This is a genomic window from Muricauda sp. MAR_2010_75, from assembly GCF_000745185.1.
In the GTDB taxonomy this organism is placed as follows: Bacteria; Bacteroidota; Bacteroidia; order Flavobacteriales; family Flavobacteriaceae; genus Flagellimonas.
Genome location: NZ_JQNJ01000001.1, coordinates 2,131,812 through 2,152,009, shown reverse-complemented (window position 1 = coordinate 2,152,009; position 20,198 = coordinate 2,131,812). Strand labels below are relative to the sequence as shown.

15 protein-coding genes are annotated in these 20,198 nt (G+C 43.3%); all 15 read right to left on the bottom strand.

Annotated features, from left to right (window positions below; genetic code table 11):
• Positions 1-672, bottom strand: a complete 672-nt coding sequence (locus tag FG28_RS09560; protein ID WP_036382300.1) for a bifunctional 4-hydroxy-2-oxoglutarate aldolase/2-dehydro-3-deoxy-phosphogluconate aldolase — start codon at positions 670-672, stop codon at positions 1-3.
• Between the two features lie 12 nt (positions 673-684).
• Positions 685-1,731, bottom strand: coding sequence for a sugar kinase (locus tag FG28_RS09555; protein ID WP_036382298.1), 1,047 nt, complete (start codon positions 1,729-1,731; stop codon positions 685-687).
• Between the two features lie 125 nt (positions 1,732-1,856).
• Complete coding sequence (locus FG28_RS09550) at positions 1,857-2,966, bottom strand: bile acid:sodium symporter family protein (protein WP_036382296.1); 1,110 nt, start codon at positions 2,964-2,966, stop codon at positions 1,857-1,859.
• A gap of 19 nt (positions 2,967-2,985) precedes the next feature.
• Positions 2,986-4,266, bottom strand: a complete 1,281-nt coding sequence (locus tag FG28_RS09545) for a mandelate racemase/muconate lactonizing enzyme family protein (protein WP_036382295.1) — start codon at positions 4,264-4,266, stop codon at positions 2,986-2,988.
• 16 nt (positions 4,267-4,282) lie between these two features.
• On the bottom strand, positions 4,283-5,218 hold the full coding sequence (locus tag FG28_RS09540) for an RraA family protein (RefSeq protein WP_036382293.1): 936 nt from the start codon (positions 5,216-5,218) through the stop codon (positions 4,283-4,285).
• Between the two features lie 67 nt (positions 5,219-5,285).
• Positions 5,286-5,732 (bottom strand): nuclear transport factor 2 family protein, encoded by a 447-nt coding sequence (locus FG28_RS09535; RefSeq protein ID WP_036386421.1) that lies wholly within the window; start codon positions 5,730-5,732, stop codon positions 5,286-5,288.
• Positions 5,733-5,737: 5 nt separating this feature from the next.
• Positions 5,738-6,691, bottom strand: coding sequence for an RraA family protein (locus tag FG28_RS09530; RefSeq protein WP_036382291.1), 954 nt, complete (start codon positions 6,689-6,691; stop codon positions 5,738-5,740).
• A gap of 115 nt (positions 6,692-6,806) precedes the next feature.
• A complete protein-coding gene (locus tag FG28_RS09525) occupies positions 6,807-8,306 on the bottom strand; it encodes a mandelate racemase/muconate lactonizing enzyme family protein (protein WP_036382289.1) in 1,500 nt (499 codons plus the stop codon).
• A gap of 31 nt (positions 8,307-8,337) precedes the next feature.
• The gene (locus FG28_RS09520; protein WP_036382287.1) at positions 8,338-9,873 is read right to left on the bottom strand and encodes a SusD/RagB family nutrient-binding outer membrane lipoprotein; all 1,536 of its coding nucleotides are present in this window, start codon (positions 9,871-9,873) and stop codon (positions 8,338-8,340) included.
• 10 nt (positions 9,874-9,883) lie between these two features.
• The gene (locus tag FG28_RS09515) at positions 9,884-13,246 is read right to left on the bottom strand and encodes a SusC/RagA family TonB-linked outer membrane protein (RefSeq protein ID WP_197062583.1); all 3,363 of its coding nucleotides are present in this window, start codon (positions 13,244-13,246) and stop codon (positions 9,884-9,886) included.
• Positions 13,247-13,519: 273 nt separating this feature from the next.
• Positions 13,520-14,629, bottom strand: a complete 1,110-nt coding sequence (locus FG28_RS09510; RefSeq protein ID WP_197062582.1) for a FecR family protein — start codon at positions 14,627-14,629, stop codon at positions 13,520-13,522.
• Positions 14,630-14,784: 155 nt separating this feature from the next.
• Entirely contained in the window at positions 14,785-15,318 is a 534-nt protein-coding gene (locus FG28_RS09505) for a sigma-70 family RNA polymerase sigma factor (protein WP_036382283.1), read from the bottom strand.
• A 369-nt stretch (positions 15,319-15,687) separates the two neighbouring features.
• On the bottom strand, positions 15,688-16,953 hold the full coding sequence (locus FG28_RS09500; RefSeq protein ID WP_316930856.1) for a proline dehydrogenase family protein: 1,266 nt from the start codon (positions 16,951-16,953) through the stop codon (positions 15,688-15,690).
• Positions 16,954-17,008: 55 nt separating this feature from the next.
• Positions 17,009-18,607: an amidohydrolase family protein gene (locus FG28_RS09495; RefSeq protein ID WP_036382281.1), complete on the bottom strand. Its 1,599-nt coding sequence runs from the start codon at positions 18,605-18,607 to the stop codon at positions 17,009-17,011.
• 70 nt (positions 18,608-18,677) lie between these two features.
• Positions 18,678-20,165 (bottom strand): S10 family peptidase, encoded by a 1,488-nt coding sequence (locus FG28_RS09490; RefSeq protein ID WP_394297347.1) that lies wholly within the window; start codon positions 20,163-20,165, stop codon positions 18,678-18,680.
• Positions 20,166-20,198 lie beyond the last annotated feature (33 nt).

Here is a 20,198-nt window from a genome sequence, read left to right as displayed (position 1 = left end):
TCAGCCTTTCCTGATTTTGGCTATAAGGGCCAATGTTTCCCGTACATTCTTTTCCAATCCATCAAAATCTCCATTTTGGATGATGTCCTTGCTGATGAGTTGTGAGCCCAACCCCACACAGGCCACTCCCGCACCGAACCAGCCTTTTAGGTTATCCTTATCAGTGGTCACACCTCCGGTGGGCATGATACTGGTCCATGGTTGGGGACCCTTTATGGCCTTTACAAACCCTGGGCCATAGACCGAGCCGGGGAACAGTTTCACAATCTCTGCGCCGAGCTCCTCCGCCCTTGCAATTTCCGTCAAAGAGCCACAGCCCGGACTATAGGGCACCTTCCTGCGGTTGCACACCATTGCCACGTCCTCCCGTAGGGAGGCGGTCACCACAAAGTTGGCCCCCAACTGCATGTACAGTGATGCCGCTGCGGCATCGGTCACCGATCCCACGCCCATCATCATCCCGGGGAGTTCCTTCAGTGCATATTTGTTGAGCTCCGTGAACACCTCATGGGCAAAGTCGCCCCGAGAGGTGAATTCCATCAGTCGGGCGCCACCATCATAACAGGCCTTCAAGACCTTCTTTCCCACCTCAACATCGGGGTGGTAGAACAAGGGGACCATCCCGGTCTCGAACATTGCGTTTATTACTTCTATCCGTGTATATCTTGCCATTTTCTTCTGTTTTTATCGTGATACCCTCCCGGAGGCATCGCCCCCCATCAGTTTTTCGACTTCGGATACCGTCACCAAGTTGGCATCCCCAACAATGGTGTGCTTCAAACAGGAAGCGGCCACCGCAAAGTCCAGTGCATTTTGGTCGTCCTGAGGATATTTTATCAATCCATAGATGAGCCCCCCCATAAAGGAGTCACCCCCGCCCACACGGTCCACGATGTGGGTGATCTGGTACTCCCTTGATTTGTACAGTTCCTTTCCGTCATACAGCACTCCAGCCCAGGTGTTGTGCGAGGCCGAAAGCGAACCACGAAGGGTGGTGATCACCTTCTTGGCGTTCGGGAACCTTTGCATCATCTGTTTGCAGACCGAGAGAAAGGCCTCTGCCTTCACGTGTTCCCCTTGGGTGGTGATGTCCAGACCCTCCGGCTTGATTCCAAAATGTTTTTCGGCATCCTCCTCGTTGCCCAGAACGATATCGCAATAAGAGGTGAGCTCGCTCATGATCTCCTCCCGTTTGGCATCGTCGCAGTACTTCCACAGCTTGGCCCTGTAGTTGAGGTCCGTTGATATGGTCACGCCCATCTTTCGGGCCACCTTTACGGCCTCTATGCAGGCATCCGCCGCCCCTTGCGAGATGGCCGGGGTGATCCCCGTCCAATGGAACCACTCTGCCCCGTCAAAGACCTTTTTCCAGTCCACCATCCCGGGGCCGATCTCCGCCATGGCCGAATGGGCCCTGTCGTAGACCACCTTGCTCCCGCGGCTCACCGCTCCGGTTTCCAAAAAGTAGATGCCCAAACGGTCCCCTCCGAACACTATCTGGTCCGTTCCAACATTTCTTTTGCGCATCTCCATCAAAGCGCATTCACCTATATCGTTCTTGGGAAGGCGGGTCACAAAGTCCACCGGAACACCATAATTGGCCAGGGAGACCGCAACGTTCGATTCGCCACCTCCGTACACTACATCAAAACTGTTCGCCTGTGAAAACCTCAAAAAGCCGGGAGGTGCCAAGCGAAGCATGATCTCACCGAAGGTCACTACTTTTTTCATATTGTATTTATTTTGAATCGTTATATAAAAATGTCATTGTCCCATCTTTTATGGAAAAAAGAAGAACGTGCTTCAAATGTAGCACGTTCTTCACTGGATAACTAAACTAACTCAAACAACTATTTTTATTCTTGTGCTGTTTCCAAGGTTGATGCCTTCTCATCTTTAGGTGAATTTTTGTGCCAATGGGACGCCAATATGGATCCCGTGATGTTCATCATAGGGCCAAATACCGCTGGGGCCAAGCCTACAGTGGCCACCTTGCCCATTTCATTGGCAAGGCCTGAAGCCAGTCCTGCATTTTGCATTCCAACCTCAAAGGCAATGGTTCTGCACGAACGCTCATCGAGCCTGAAAATCCTACATCCCCAATAACCAAAGAAGTAACCGCAAATGTTATGGATAAGTCCCACCAAAATGAGCACCGCCCCCATAGTCAACAGGTTGTCACGACCTGCTGCTGTAATAATGGTGATGATCAAGGCGATTCCTCCCATGGAAACCAATGGCATGGCCTTGTCCACCCATTCTGTTTTTCCGTGAAAAAGTTTGTTGAAAATTAGTCCGCCTGCAATAGGTAAAATAGTGATTTTGATAATACTCCACATCATACCCCATAGATCAATGGGGATTAATTGACCGCCAAATGTCTTCATTAAAATAGGTGTCACAAAAGGTGCCAAGAGTGTGGCCACAGTGGTCAGGGTGACCGAAAGGGCCAAATTGGCCTTCCCGATATACGCCATCACGTTAGAGGCCAAACCGCTAGGCGAAGAACCGATTAAAATAACACCTGCAGCTATCTCGGGTGGAAATTTGAACAAGAACACCAAGGTTGCCCCAACCAAGGGCATTATGGTGAACTGGCAAACCAACCCAATGAATACTGCTCTTGGACTTTTAACCACTTCCCCAAAATCCTTTAGGCTCATTGTGGTCCCCATCCCGAACATTATAATCTGTAATAGGGGCACAATAAGGGCATTCAACTCAAAACCACCCAGACTAGTAAACATTTTGGGATAGGTCATTGCCATGGTCACCCCTGCAAAAATGAGGAGGGCAAACGAAAAACCCTTTGTGACATGATGCCCCCTAAACCCAAATGACAATGCCAGAAAAAAGAAAGTGAGTAAAATCCCAAAAGTGGAATACTGGCCGGTAAAATAAAAATAGGCTGTAGCCACGGCCAATATTGCTGCCACCCCAAGAATATATTTATATATTGACTTCACAAATCTGGTTTTTCAATTTTTATTCGAAAAATGGTATGCCCTCTGGAGCATATTTCTTCATCGCTTCTTCATTAATGTCCACACCAATGCCGGGTTTTTCCGATACCGTTACAAAACTGTCTTTTACCCAATCGGCCTCGTCGTATGTCACTATTTCCTTGAACATAGGGTCTGTATGGAAATAGGACTGCCATTCCATTAAATGGAAGTTAGGCACACTGGCACAAACGTGCGCACATGCCATTGCTCCCAAGAAGGAAGCCACCATATGGGGTGAAAACGGCACATAATACAAGTTGGCTAGGTTGGCAATACGCTGGCCTTCGCCAAGCCCACCACATTTTTGTAGGTCGGGCATAACAATATCAACTCCATTGTCCAATAATTGCTTGAAGCCATGACCAAGGTAAACGTTTTCGCCTGCCGAAATGGGAGTACTTGTTTCTTCACATAAAGTCTTGAAAGCATCAAAATTCTCAGCGGGTATGGGCTCCTCCAACCACGTTAGGTTAAGGTCTTCCACTTTTTTGGCAATCGTTTGGGCGGTTACGTGGTCGTAACGTCCGTGCATATCTACACATAGGTCTATTTTAGGGCCAACAGCCTCCCTTACCGCCGCAAGCTGGTTATACATCCTTGAAATCTCACCAGGGCTGGCAGTCCAATTATATCGATCGTATTTGTCGGGATCGCTGGCATAATCCAAATCGAATTTTAAGGCATTAAACCCCCAGTTCTTGATGGCATCGGTGGCCGCCGTTGCAAAATCTTCTGGGGAGGGAAAACGAACGCGATAAAGGGCCGTATCACAGTATACGCGAACTTTATCACGGAATTTGCCTCCTAAAAGTTTATAAACGGGTAAGTCCAGCGCTTTACCCGCCAAATCCCATAATGCCGTCTCAATGGCTGACAGCACTGCAACATAGGTGCCTGATTGCCCACCTCCAAAATGACCGGCTCTGCGGATATCCTCAAAAATTTTATGCACATTGAACGGGCTTTGGTCTCTTAAAAAATAGCCCATTCGTTTCACCAAATGATAGGTGCCTGGTACAGCATCCACACCTTCTCCACATCCATAAATTCCTTGGTTGGTATGTATTTTTACGAACAGTCCACTACCTCTACGAATGAAACCGCACTTTACATCGGTTATTTTTAAGTCTGAGGGTGCAGAAAGCTTTGGGTTTTTGTCCATCGCCTGCACATATTCATTACCATAGGTGCTGGACACCATTCCCAAACCGGCAGTTGCCAATGCTGATTTTGTGATAAATGATCTTCTTGAATTTTTCACTTTGTATCGTTTTTAATTACCAGGTTCTGTTTTTTAATATTTCTTGAATTTGTTCTTTTGGCACAGGAAGTTCATCGATATGATCGTTGAGCCATTTGCTGAAATCCTTTTCAATCTCTTCCGCCCATCGGGTATCAATTTGACCCGCAGTATATTTTCCTTCTCGAATACGTTGGTGTCCGAACATATCGCGTAGACGCACAATTTCGGAAGTGGTCACCACTTTTTCTGCCAAATGCGGCGGAATAAAGACCACAACGCCCAACTTGCCCAAGACCACATCCCCTGGCATAACGGTCACCTTTCTGATCAGTGTAGGTTGGTTGATTCCTATGATCATGGTATTCAAATCTCCGGGAGGATTATGGTGGGATGCGTCATAACTTGTATAAAAAGAGGTGAAATCGCCTATTTCCATGAGGCCTTCCACATCTCTAAGTGCACCATCATATACTATCCCATTACCGGAATTTGCATAAATGGCATTCCCCACATTATCTCCAATGGTTGGTCCGTCTCTGTCTGCTCCAAACTGATTGGCAACATATACATCACCTTTAACCAAGAGATCCACAGGCCAAGTATTCTGTCCGCGTTTACCTTGGGCTTTTCCTCTATCGTCAATGGCTTTCCAAACTGCAGGTCGCCCAGGCATGAATGTGGCGGTTAGCGCACGCCCTACCAAAACGCTATCAGGGTTGATGAGCTTCCAGTCTTCAGCAATTTGATACCTGTACCCAGCATTTTTCATCACTGCCCAAGCCTCTTCAATACTAACGGATTTCATCCGTTCCAAGATAGCATCGGAAACCTTGGGTCTCCCGTCCTCAAATCGTTCACCCTTCCATTCCGGGGTTAAGAAAATCAGTTCTTCTTTGGATATTTGTTGGGCAAGAACCTGTCCCACCATTCCAAAGAGAAACAGCATAACAAATACTCCTCTTTTAAACATAGTTTACATTTAGTTAGTTTATATCCAGTTTATTATCCTTAAAATTCTATATCCAGTTCTTTTCTTTTTAGAGTTTATAGGCTTGTCTAGCCAATAAAACCACTTCGTTGTTTTCGTTTTTCTGAAACACCATGATGATTCCAATCCTAACCTTTGCTGGATTTCCAGCATTGGTAGCATCGGCAGAAAGTATATGACGAACGATCCCTGTATTATCAGAAATGGTAACACTCTGATCTTCATTGGTGATGGAAACAAATCGGAAAGGTCCGTTCATTACATCATCAATAAATTCTTGCTTATCTTGGATGTTTCCGCTGGAATGTCCGTAGGTTAGATTGGATGCCGTAATGGAAGATAAGGTTTCAGAATCCCTATCGATCAATGCTTGATCTAATTCTCCCAAAGCTTCTAGAACCGCTTGTTGGTCCAATGTTCCATTTGCATCTTGCGAAGTGCAGGAAACAACGAGGCCAATTACCAATACGGCAAGGATGTTCCGAAATACGTTCATATTTATCATGGTTGGTAATATCTACTGTTCGCGATATAATCGTTCAGTTCTTTTCTGGTCATTGGCAGTTTGGCATCTGGGTAGTTTTTCAACCAGTTCAAGAAATCAGCTTTGATTTCGTCTGTCCAGCGCGTATCTATTTGTCCTGCGGTGTATGTTTTTTCACGAAGTCTTTGGAAACCAAATTCATCACGTAAGGCCACTACTTCAGAAGAAATTACCAATTGGGACAACAAGTGCGAAGGAATGAAGATAGTTCCATGACGGTTGGCCAAGACCACATCGCCCGGTAAAACGGTAGCGCGACCAATGCGAATAGGTGCATTGATGGTGGTTAGCATTTGTTCCATTAAATAGGAAGGGTCTTCATCCCTGTACCAACCATTAAATCCTTCTATTTCCAAAAGTCCACCGAGGTCGCGAATACCTCCATCGAAAACTACACCATTCTTGGAATTGGCGTAAATGGCATTACCAAGGTTGGACCCGATAAGTGTTCCGTCTATGATTCTTCCATAGCCATCGGCCACATATACATCGCCATTCACCAATATTTCTATGGGCCATGAGTTACTGCCTCCAATGGTATCCCGTTTTTCTTTGGCACCCTGGAGTTTTACGTATTCTTTTAGGTCGGGTCTAAGGGGAACGTATTGTGCGGTTACCACACGACCTGTCATAACTCCCTCAGGGTGGATAATCTTCCAACCTCCCTCGTATTGATTGTTGTAACCATGTTGGCGCAAATAGCCCCAAGCTTCTTCTATTCGTATCTTTTTTAGTCTTTGTAGAAGGGCATCTGACACTCTTGGTCTTCCATCTTCAAAGCGCTCACCTTCCCATTCACTGGTAAGGGCCTTAATATAATCTGGTGATGAAGCGACCCTTTGAGCTTTACCATTGACCGTTGCCATTAAGCAGATCAATAACACCATCATTTTTACTTGAATGTATTTCATATCTAATTTTAGATTGGTTTACAAAATTTTTAATGTCGGCCCAAGACCTCCAAAGCATAATCCCAGGCCGACTTTTAAAAAAAACTAAACAACTTAAGTAACTTTTATTGAGCTACTAACTATAAGTCCTATCGTGCGATCTAAGTTCGTTCCATTCGTCCGTAGACTTAAAGAAGCTCTTATCTCTTGGATCTAAATGTTCTTTTACCACATCCTCATTCAACTCAATACCCAAACCTGGGGCGGTCAATGGAACCGTGGCAAATCCTTTATCGATCATTTTAAATCCTCCAACGGTAGTCACCAAATCTTCCCACCAAGGCAAATCCACGGAGTGGTGCTCCAATGCCAAGAAATTCTGGGTCGCCGCCGCACAGTGTACGTTGGACATAAACGAAACTGGTGTGCCTGCTTGGTGCATGGCCATTCCTATTCCAAATTCCTCAGCATAATCACCGATTCTCTTTGTTTCCAAAAGGCCTCCGGATGATGCTAAGTCAGGATGCACAATGTCTACCGACCTGTTATGGATGATAGGCTTAAAGTTTTCCAAGAAATGGATATCCTCACCTGTGGTGGTTGGCGTTTCCAAAGCTTCGGAGATGGTTCTCCACTGCTCTGTGTATTGCCATGGCACCATATCTTCCAACCAAGCCAGTCTGTATTTATCCAGTGCTTTTCCTAATCGAATTCCATTGTTTAAATCGAAATGCCCGTAGTGGTCGGTGGAAATTGGAACTTCCCAACCTACCATATCTCTGACTTCGGCCACTCGTTGTGCCAACATATCCAAACCTTTTTCAGTAATTTGGATTTGTGTAAAGGGATGCGCGGTGTTACCATAGGACATATAGTTTCTGGCATCGCCCCACTGGGATAAACGCCCGTTATCATCCCTCCAGAATTTGTCATTTACCAAGGTCCCTGAATCTGGTGGAAGTGACGAAATGGCCACATCCATTTTTAACCAGGTATATCCTTGGGTTTTCATTCTAAATTCGATCAACTTTTTTTGTTCCTCAGGACTTCTGGCTTGAGGTGTATCAGCATAAAGTCTTACCATATCACGATACCTACCACCCAAAAGCTGCCATGCCGGAACATTATAGGCCTTACCACAGATATCCCATAGTGCCATTTCAACAGCACAGACACCTCCCGCTTGACGGGCTGGTCCACCAAACTGCTTGATGCTCTTGAATATCTTTTCAACGTTACAAGGGTTTTTTCCTAGAATTCGGCTCTTTAGGAAGAGGGCATACCGCACGTCGGCGGCATCCCTTACTTCTCCAAGACCATATATACCTTGGTTGGTTTCAATTTTAATGATGGCCGTACCCCCCATAACATTGGTGAGGGCGTATCTCATATCCGTGATCTTAAGATCGGACGGAGCGGACATCCTGCTCACCTTAGAGGTGGTCTGGGCAATGGTATCTTCAATACCAAGGCCCATCATACCGGTCATGGCAATACCCCCCAAAGCCGTCTTCTTCAAAAAATTCCTTCTATCGTCGGCTGTTTTTGGGTTATCAATTTCTGCCTGCCTTGCCAAGCCATACTCTTTTTCCTCTTTCTTGCTTTTAGCAATGATTTGTTTTAATACTGATTTCATGCTTTTAGTTCTATGTTATAATGGTTAATTATTAGTCTACATCCCACCAAACCTTGGTATCCAAGTTGTCTGGTCCCATTCTGGAAACCGCTTCTTGAAGGTTTGCCTGATTTACGGCTATTTCTGCGGTAGGATACGTTAACCTATTGATGAAATCACCAGTAATGTCCTGAGCTGGGTATGGATTAGGGGTTAAATCTGGATAGCCAGACCTCCTAAAGTTGGCGAACAGCTCTGGTCCATTCAAGAAGGAAGCCACCCAATATTGGGTATTGATATCCTCAACAGCACTGGCCATGTTAAATGGATGGGCCGCTACATAGGCATCAATATCAGCTCCGGCAATGGCCACACTTTCACCGTAGGCCGCTACCTGTTCCATGTGTCCTCTAATTCCATTCTCATAAAACTCGGCTGCATCACCGGTTACCCATCCATTTACTGCTGCTTCAGCCAACAACAGTTGGGTTTGGGCATAAGTACATAGGAACATTGGGGCAGCCTGTGTTCCATACGTGAATCTATCCAATTGGGAAAAGTCATAGAAACTGGCCAATCCCAAATTGGAAGCAACCGCACCAATAGTACTGTTATCGTACCCCATAGGCATTCCAACCTGATCTGCAGGATCTTTTGATCCAATTTCCACAACTTGGTCCGGTCCAGAAGCTGCACCTATATATCGAATGGCCAGTGAAGCCAGTCTAGGGTCATCATTGGAGCTTAGATAATCCACAAATACATCGGTCAAATAAAAGTTGTTGGCCTCTGTTCCATTGAAGGTAAAACTATATGGATTACTAAAGTTATTGTCGTGTCTAATCACAAAGTTATCATCGTTGGACTCCATAACGCCTCCATTAAACCCACTTTGAACAGCTTGCTGGGCCATGGCGGCATCTACATTGGAGAGCCTCATACCAACCCTTACCAAAAGGGAGTTGGCCAATTTTCTCCACTGATCCAAATCACCCCCATACAAAGCTTCACCGGTTTCAGCAGGTGCCGAACCGCTAAGGGCGTCCCTTGCCTCGGTCAACTCTGTGATCAAATCTGGATAAATCTGCTCTTGAGGATCGTACTTTGGCAGAACTACTTGCTCGGACAGGCCTTTACCAGCCTCAAAATATGGGATTTCTCCATATTCATCGGTAAGGACCATAAAAGCATAGGCTTCTAAAATACGGGCCATTTGTAACAGGTTGGAACGGTCAGACTCTGAACTACTGAGCTGAAAGATTACATCGCTTGTGTGCTTAATGACATTTTGATAGTAATCATCCCATTGGTTACCTGTATTGTTTCTATTGTCCTGGTTGTAGTTGGCCCCAGAAACAAATCCTGAGTTTGGGGTCACTATCTGTTGAACAATTGCTTCATCATAATAGATATTGGTTCCACTAGGAAAGGAAAGCCCAACTATTGCATTGTTCAATAGAAACACGGGGTCTATACTTTCACTGGTTGGATCTACGGTATTTGTATTGAGTTCATCAAAATTATTCTCGCATCCCAATAGACCTATCAGGATTACAAAAATTATGATTCTATTCCCTATATTTTTCATGATGTCTTATTTAAAATTTGACGTTAAGGTTAAACCCGATACTTCTTGTGGTCGGTACACCTGTGGATTCCAGTCCAGAAACGTTATCGGAACTGAAGCTAAAGGAATCAGGGTCAATATTGGGAACCCATTTTTTAAGCATTGCCACATTGTTCGCGATCAAGCTCAAGGTCACCCCTTGCACAGGAGAATCCTCAGGGATGAATTTCCTGAAATCATACCCTAGGGTAACTTGTCTCAATTTCCAGTATCCGGAATTGTACACAATGGGTTCAATCAACTGCTGCGAACGCACAACTTCCCAATAGGTTTGTGACTCGGTTGCAACAGTATTAGGTTGTCCTGCCTGGTTTACACCCTCACCAACAACTCCAGTTTCTCTTCCAGGAAGGGTTATTTTATGAAGACCGTGTCTAACAGCGTTAAAGTTGGTACCTGAAATCATCTTACCTCCTAGTTTAAAGTCAATCAAAAAGGATAAGTTGAAATCCTTGTACCGTACGGTATTGGTAATACCTCCGACCCATTTGGGCAGTGCACTACCATAGAATTTGATCTCATCTGATCTAAGTGGTCTACCATCATCAGCGAATACCTGTCTTCCCTGATCATCGAACTTATAGCCAAAACCGGCCAATTGTCCGATCTCCTCACCAACAACTTGGTATAGGAACCCATTGAATATATGGTTCCCCACCAAAATGCTCTCTCCCTCTTCATCACTCAGAAGGCTGATCACTTTGGTCTTGTTATAAGAAGCATTGAAATTAAAGTCCCATCGTAAATCATCGTTACGGATTGGTGTTAAGTTCAATAACATTTCAATACCATCACTTCTACTTTCACCACTGTTGATCAACTGACTTATAAATCCAGAAGAGTTGGAAATCTGAGCTGGAATGATCTGATCTATTGTGGTCTTGCGATACACGGCCAAATCCAATCCTACACGGTTATCGAACATTCTTAAATCGACACCTATTTCCGTTTCCTTTACCCGCATTGGGCGTAGATCGGGATTAGGAAGTGTTGAGGTATTGGCACCGGCCACTGGCTTGGGAGACCCATCTGGTCCTGGGAAAAAGTTGGCGTTAATGTCATAGAACAACGCATCAGCATAAGGATTTACATCCGTATCACTTCCCACTTCGGCATAAGCAGCTCTAAATTTACCAAGTGTCAACCATTCCGCACTGTCCCCCAACAGATTGGAGAAGAGTACGCTACCGGAAACAGAAGGATATAAGATACTTCTATTTGCTTCGGAAAGTGTTGAGAACCAATCGTTACGAGCCGTACCACTTAAAAAGTAGGTATCCTTATAGGATAGATCAACAGCTCCGTACAAAGAATTAATTCCTCTTTCAGACAAAGCGTACGTTGGGTTTTTCACCCTACCGTTCTGTACAGTGTACAAATCACGAATTACGAAATCGGTTACATCAACGCGGTTTAAATCTTGTCTTCTTCGCATCTGGTTTCCACCAACATTGTAACCCACTGCAAAATCTTCATTCACATCAACATTACCAGAAAGAAGGAAGTCAACGTTGGTTTCCCTATACCTTCTTGCCGTTTGTGTAAAGGTTCCATTAAAGAACGGAGCCGGAGCAGATGGTCTTGAAGCTTGACCAGTTGGATACCCATTGTACTGCTGGGAACGTGACCAGTAATCTTGTCCTACCCGAACCTGACCAATAAGCCATGGGGCAATCTCATACCGCGCCAAAACGTTTCCAAATATTCTATCTCTTCTAATTTCATTGAACTGCTCAGAAAGTGTGAAATAGGGATTGGTACGGTTTCTAAACCTACTGTACACAAACTCATTACCATCAGCATTGAACTTTTTCTCATTCAATAAATCCAAAGGCATAGAGTTGGCCATGTTGTACAGCGCTACAGAAATTGTGTTATCCTGCTGACCTACGTTGGGTGGATTTATGTTTTTCTCGTACGAATAATTAATGTGGGATTCAATAGAAAGTTTGTCTGACAAATCATAGTTTGCTCCAAAGTTTACCGTTTTCCTATTGAACTCATTGTTTGGGGTAATACCCTTACTACCCAGGTTGGAAAGCGAAAGGTTAAAACCACCTTTTTCAGACCCATTTGAAATGGATATGGAATGGGTAATATCTGTACCATTTCTGTAAAACTTCTTTATTCTGTCCCGTACCGGAACATAAGGAACCTCAACACCATCAAAAAGGACTTGTGTCATTCCGGGTTGAAAACGTTCACCAAAAGACCACTGTCCAGAGGTTGGGTTGGCAGATGTTGGCCTAACTCCATTTTCACCTTGTCCATATTCATATTGGTAATCTGTAAAATCCAAAGGTGTATGGTCCGTAATGTTAATGTTATAGGTGACCCCTAATCCTTGCTGGCGCCCACGGGATTTTGTGGTGATCATAATAACACCGTCTTTTGCCCTAGATCCATAAAGCGCAGCACCTGTGGCGCCTTTAAGGATGGTCATACTTTCTATGTCATCTGGGTTGATACTGGAGAAACCATCACCCCCATCAGAATATACACCACCACTGTTGGTACCTACTTCAGAACTGGCACTACCAGGACTGGTACCAAAAGAGGTATTATCAATTGGCACACCGTTTACAACAATCAGTGGGTTATTGGTTCCCGAAATTGAAGATTGACCTCGAATCCTAACTTTTGATGAACCACCAGGTCCAGAGCTCAATGAGGAAATATTTACACCGGCTACTTTACCTTGAAGGGTGTTCATGAAGTTGGATGATCTGTTCACATTGACCTCCTCAGCATCAACTTGGGCAATGGAATACCCCAATTTCTTGGTCTCTTGCTTAATCCCCAATGCAGTTACGACTACTTCATTCAAGCTCTGGGTATCTTCTTGCAATACAATATCTAGGGAGGTAGATCCACCCACGGTAACTTCTCTTCTTGCAAATCCGATGGAACTGACCACCAAAACGGCATTAGAACCCTGTACCGTAATTTGGTAATTTCCATCAAAGTCGGCAGCCACACCATTGGTGGTGCCTTTTTCTACCACGGATGCCCCAGGTATTGGTACCCCATTGGAGTCTGTGACCGTACCAGAAATTGTAGCTTGCAAATCGCTTTCAGAAAGAGGCGAAAGACTTGCCTCCATTGGAGCTACATCGATTGCGTTCTTAGTTTTTAAAACAATTTGTTGTTTGTTAAAAAGATAAGAAATGTTTGTTCCCTGGAAGAGTTTGTCCAGTATTTCCGTAATCAATTTTTGGTCTACATTAATAGAGACCTTTCTGTGAGCATTTACTTTTCTGTTGTCATAAAAGAACTTGAATTCTGAGACAGACTCAATTTGTTCGAACACCTGCGCAATCTCTACATTTTCCATGTCCAAACTAAGTTTGGTCTTCTGGGAGTAGGAATTTGCATGTGTCGAGAAAAAAGAAACTATCAAAAAAAGTACAGTTAGTTTCACTGTCAGCGACAAGTTGTTAGTTAGACAAGGCAGAGTGCTCTTGATGTAATTTTTCATACCTTTGTAATGTTTTTAGTTAACTTAATTTTTTGAGTTAATAATCTCAATCGGGCAGGTGTTGCAGCATCTCCCGATTTTTTTTATGTGCATTTATTTCATAGGCGTATAATTTTGGTTTTTGGTTATTTATTCTAAAATGGTTATTTGATCTTTTTCAATAAAGTAGTCAAAGTCGGTCTCGGCAACGAATGTGTTGAGCACCTCTTCAATAGTCTCCACATCAAAAGTGGCAGTGAATACCCGGTTTTCCAGCTCTTTGTTCTTATTTTGGATGGACACTCCGTAATGCCTTTCCAGCTTTTTCATAATATCCTTGAATCGCATGCCCCTAAGAACAAGTTTTCCTTGCATCCAACTGGTATACAATTCGGTATCAACTTCTTCCATCTTTGCCGATTTGGAATCTTTGTCCCAATGGGCAATATGCCCCGGCTCCAACAATACTGATGAAGAATTGGCATTTTTCTCGTCCTCCGTCACGTTCAACTGCACGGAACCTTCCACCAATACGGTATTGATATTGGTTTCTTCAGGGTAGGCATTTACATTGAACTTTGTCCCTAGAACCTGAACATCCATATTTCCACTGGTCACCACAAACGGATGCTCCTTGTCTTCGGAAACTTCAAAAAAGGCTTCACCTTCCAAAAACACTTGTCTTTTTTTACCTGGAATAAAATTTACGGGATAACGAAGGGAAGACCCCGCATTGAGATACACATGCGAGTTATCCGATAAAACAATATCAAACCGTCTTCCATTGGGCACGGACAATGTATTATAGACCAGTTCACCCAAGTTTTCTTTTCCGGAATAATCCAGTTGATCACCATTTCTCTCCCCTATTCGGTTACCATCCTTGTCCAACAGCTGTTCCTGTTTCTTTTCGGAAGAGAGCTTAATTTTTTCTCCATTGTCAAAAACAATCACAATGCCTTCATCCTCAATTTTTTCATTTGCAATGGCATCGGGCGCATTATTGTAGTTCCAATACGCATATCCTGCCATAAGGGCAATGAGTAGAACAGCGGCATATTTATAGGTTGACCGTATGATGTGTTTGACACGGCTTTGTTTCTTCCTCGCCAAATGTTTTTCCAAAACTTTTTCCCAAGCAGCATGGACTTCCAATGTTGCTAAACCGGAAATATCGCCTCCTTTCCTGTAAAAAGTTTCTATGTTTTGATAAATGTTCTGATTTTCTTCAGAGGCCAACAGCCACTCACTGAGTTTCATTTTTTCGGACTCATCGAGTTTTGAAGTAAGTTTTTTATAAATCAGCGAAGCGACTTCCATAGGCTTAAATGACTAAGTGGTATTTCCACCATTTACCTATATAATTACAAAATTGGAAAAACGGGTAGTGCAGAATTGTTAAAATGTCAATTTTTTTAACTAAAAAAAACAACAATCACAATAATGAGGTCAAAAAAATACGAACTACTAAGATTGTGACGAAGAATTTTGAAGGCCTTTTTTAGGTGATATTTCACTGTGTTTGTGGAAATTCCGAGAACATCTGCGGTATTTTTATATTGAAGTCCCTCAATCACACAAAGCTCAAAAACCCTTTTGCTTTGTTCGGGCAAAATATTGAGTGCTTTTTGCACCTCAACCTGAGCTTCCCTATCAATAAGTTCCTGTTCGTAAGAAGTATCGTACAAGCTCACCGTTTCATCCAATCGACGGACTTTTTGTCCCGATTTAATTTTTAAGAGACTCGCATTCTTAATGGAAACCCTAATATAAGATGGAAGGTTTTCAATGGTGTGCACATCTTTTCGGGTCAAAAGTTTGACCATGATGTCTTGCACCACATCCTCGGCTTCTGGCATACTATGAAGGAATGAGAATGAAAGAACACACCATTCCTGATAGTGCTTAATGAATATTCCTCTTATGGTATCTTCGGTTTGATTCTTCATTGATCTTAAAAATACATCTGTACTGACCGGGGTTATTTACATTGAAGAATGCATAAAAATAAGCGCGATTATTTTAAAAAAACCACTCTAATATATTCAAATATTTTTGATTTCATAAAATTTACTTAAAAAAGAGTATGCTTAATGTTAATTTAACCACATACTCAATTTTAATGAATATCAGTAATATAAGGGATGCAAGTCAGGTTCTTGAAGAATTTCTGGGGCAGATCGAACCTTCATGAATTTCACATATTATGTGAGTAATGTGACACTGCCGCATATAGTTTATGCAAACGATTCCGTAAATCAAGGAAAGAATTGCTATGAATCGCCCCCAAACAAAAAGATAAACGAATCCATTATGGGCTACTCTCTTTCGTTTTTTCTACGAAGCAGTTCTTTTTTGATAAAGAAGAGTTCCCGGGAAGTCTGTGAACCAACGGAAGTATTCTCCTCGGCCCTCCTAAACAAATAAGGAACAACTTCCCTTACCGGGCCAAAGGGAACATACTTAGCCGTATTATAGCCACTATTGGCCAGATTAAAGCTTATATGGTCACTCATTCCATAAAGTTGACCAAACCAAATTCGTTCATCATCCTTGGAGATACCTTCCTCTTTTAAACTGTGGGAAAGTTTTTGGCAGCTCATCTCATTATGGGAGCCGGCGAAAATATCAAACACATCCAAATGGTTCAGGCAAAAATGTATTCCCTCATCAAAATTAATATCCGTGGCACGCTTGTCCTCACATATAGGGCTTATGTAACCCTTTTTAAAAGCGCGCTCCCTTTCTTTTTCCATATAGGCGCCGCGCACCAATTTTACACCAACACGGATGTTGTTCTTTTGCCCAAATGAATACATTCGTTGTAAATAAGACAATCGATCCCATCGGTACATTTGTACCGTATTGAAAACCACGGTCCGCTCCGTGTTGTATTTAACCATCATCTCTTCCACCAATGTATCAATGGTATCCTGTATCCAGGATTCTTCGGCATCAACCATAATCTTTAGGAAGTTGGTATTGGCAACCGCACTGCAAACGGCATCGAATCTTTTCTGGATTCTCTCCCACTCCAATGCTTCATCTGAATTCAAGTCGATTTGGGTTGAAACTTTCTCATAGATTTTGAACCGCCCCATCCCGGTAGGTTTAAAAACCAGAAAAGGAACCTCCGGTGAACCATCTCCATACTTACAGATTTTGAGCATGGTCTCCAAAGTGCCATCAAAAAAATTCTCCGTTTCCTTACCCTCTATGGAATAGTCCAAAATAGAGTGAACGCCTCCATTCTGAAACAAGCTATTGACAGTACCTTCACATTGCACAATGGTTTCACCTCCGCAGAATTGTTCAAAAACCGTTTGTTTTAAAATGGGTTCTATGGGAAACCCAATACGTAGCAGAAAATTTGTTATGGATTTGGCCAAATTGGTGAGCCAAGCCTTTTTTACAACAGAAAATAGCCATTCTGCCTTTTTTAATTGCGTAGTTGATTTTGATGAAAATGCTATTTGGGTGTTTTCAAAATTCAGCGTGTTCTGCATAGCAATCTTAAAATTGTTCCTGGGAACATATATATCGACAAGTGAAGTGACATTCATGAACAAGAACACAAATGCCACTTTTATGTCGACGATTTAGTGTTAGTTTGGTTTAAGTTTGAAGGAGGTCCGATACTTATTTTGACCCTTTCAGTCCAGGTTGAATAATTTTATACCCTTCTTCCGCTTTGGCTTTTTCTACCATGGCCTTTACATCTGAAAGCAATTTTTTGGCATCGTAAATTATTCCATCCTTTATGGTGTATTTTACACCTCCGGCACGGATTACCTTATTGTCATCAGTAAGCTTAATGGTACCGGTGCCGTACAAACTTTGCAAATTGGCCACTGGATTTTCCTCAACAATTACAAAATCGGCCAGTTTACCGGGTTCTATTGTTCCTATTTCATCATCCATTCCTAAAGATTCCGCCCCATTTAAAGTAGCTGCTTTGATCACTTCCAGTGGATGGAATCCTGCTTCGCGCAATAGTTCCATCTCTCGGGGATAGGCAAAACCGTAGAGTTCATAAATAAATCCAGCATCTGTACCAATAGTGACCCGTCCACCACGGTTTTTGTATTCGTTGATAAACGTCATCCAAAGCTCATAGTTCTTTTTCCATGTAACTTCTTTTTCTGTTCCCCACGTATGCCAGTACGATCCATGTGATTGTCTGCTCGGTGCATAAAATTCCCAAAGTGAAGGCAAGGTGTATTCTTCATGCCATTCGGCCCTACGCGCCCGGGTCAAGTCCCTATTGGCTTCATAAATGACCATGGTCGGGGAGAGTGTGAAATCAAGTTCGAGCAACTCGTTCATTACACTGTTCCATTTATCTGAAAATGGGGGTGCAGACTGTGCCCATAGCTGACCTGCCTCACCAAAACGGTCCTGCTCATTTTGATAATTGTAGTCCAAGGAATAATCCTGTACGGTTCTATCGTAAAACAAGGCTTCGGGAAGTCCATACCAGTGTTCCATGGCCGTAAGCCCTGCCCTGGCACTGTTCAACACGTTCCATTCACCCACATAGGTTTGGGCGTGGTGCATCTTTGATCGCAATCCCAATTTTTTGTTTTCTTCTAGCGCCGCTTGCATAATTTTGGGCGGTGCGCCAAAGAACTTAATGCCATCCGCACCACTTTTGGCATTTTCACGCACCCATTCCCTAGCCTGTTCTGGGGTTGAGATCGGTGTTTCCGAGCCGGCTCCAAAAAAGGTAAAGGCCTTTATTCTTGGAGCGGTAATTTTATTGCTGGCACTCCTTTTCTTTTGATCCAATGTCCAATCCAACCCATTTCCACTTCCAGGATCGGCAATTGTGGTAATTCCGTGGCCCATCCATAGTTTAAAAACATATTCTGCGGTTGTACCTTGAGCTTTTCCTCCGATATGGGCATGGGTGTCCACAAAGCCAGGCAAGATGTACATCCCTTCTGCTTGGAGCTCTTTACCACCCGGTTTTAATTTTGGACGTTTTGCTTCATTGATTTTAACCCCGGGATACCCCACAGTTTTAACATCAACAATACGATTGTTCTCCACAACAATGTCCACTGGTCCAATGGGTGGTGCCAAGTTTCCATTGATCATGGTGGCACCTCGAATGATTAGTTGGGACCATGGCCCCTCACCTTCTGTCCTTTCGGGAGCTTTTTCAATTTGTCCAAAACCACTTTGAAATAGCAATAGGCACAAAAGTGATAGGAAACCCTTTTTTACAATTTTCATATAACCTCTATTTTAGTTTTGTATAATTTAAGTCAAGATACAACCTACTTTTCTTGCATTTGTCCTTGAATCATCTTTTATATTGGGCGGGCTGGCCCTCAGCAGGAATGGTCTTCGCAATGAACTCACGGATATGCTCATTGGCATTCTCCAAATCTTCTTTTCTAAGGTACATCATGTGACCGCTTCGGTATCCTCTCCAGCTCATCCGATCTTTCAACCTGCCGTTCAAATCTATTTGCCAAAGATTGTATTTGGAGTTGAAGTAATCCGTACCCCCATCATAATAACCGGACTGAACCATTACATGTAAATAGGGGTTCTGCGACATAGCTTGACGTAAATTGTCGCCAGTATTGTTATCACTTCTGTCCCACGGCCTTACTGGACCGAACATATTGTAGTGTAGATCTGTATCGTATTTAAGAACATTTTTTATATAATAATTAATGGCTGGGGTGAAAGAATGCAGCCAAGTGGTCAACTCTGGAGAATAATCAGGTCGCTCTCCAGCGTTTTCCTTATCCAATCCCAAATATCTGGAATCGAGTCTACCAATGGTATGACCCTCATCCCTAAGCAATTCTTTCCAGAAAAAACGTTTAGGAATTCTGAGGTTATGTTCCAAAATAACTTTTTCGGACAATCCTGTATACCGCGCTAATCGACTCGCTGTTGCCTTACGCTCTGCTTCTGAAATGGAACCTCCTTTGGCCATAATAGGAATGAGTTCGTCCAATGTGTACTTTTCAACCTCTGGTAGCAAATCGGTCAAATCCTTGGATTGAAGATCCGACGGTAGTTTTTTGTGAAACCAGGCCGCTGCAGAATAATATGGAACATAACTGGCCGGTTCCACTGCTGTTCCACGTTCAATCCCCAAACCGGTGGGTGAAACCAAAATGACTCCGTTCAAATACATCCAATGGGAGTTTTGAAGTTCCAACGAAAGCCCTGAAACACGGGGTGTACCGTAACTCTCCCCTATCAAATATTTTGGGGATTCCCAACGATTTTGACGGGTAACAAAGGTGTTGATCCAGGTTGCCAAATACTCAATATCGGGGTTTACACCAAAAAATCGTTTTGATACTTCTTTGCTGTCCATGCTATCAATAGCCCTTGAGTATGCTGTATTTACCGGATTGACGTAAACGATATCCGCTACATCCAAAATAGAATAGGGATTGTCTTTGATTCCGTAGGGTTGAACAGGGTATCCTTCATCATCAATGGACAGGATTTTGGGTCCTGTATAGGCAATGTGCATCCAAACTGATGCTGAACCAGGACCTCCATTGAAGGAAATGACCAATGGTCTTTTTGCCCTATTGCTGACTCCTGTTCTCTCATAATAAGTAAAAAAGAGACCCGCTATAATTTTTCCCTTTTCGTCCCATACGGGTTGCTTTCCAGTAATGGCTTTATATTTTACCGGTGTTCCCTTTATGGTCACCTGACCATAGGTAGTGACGGTGGAATCCATATCGGTATTCAGTTGTTGCCCCTGTAAAGGAAAAACAAGGCACATCAGGACAATTGCTAAAATTCGATTCATTTTCATGTGATTTAAGTATTATTCAGTTTTTAT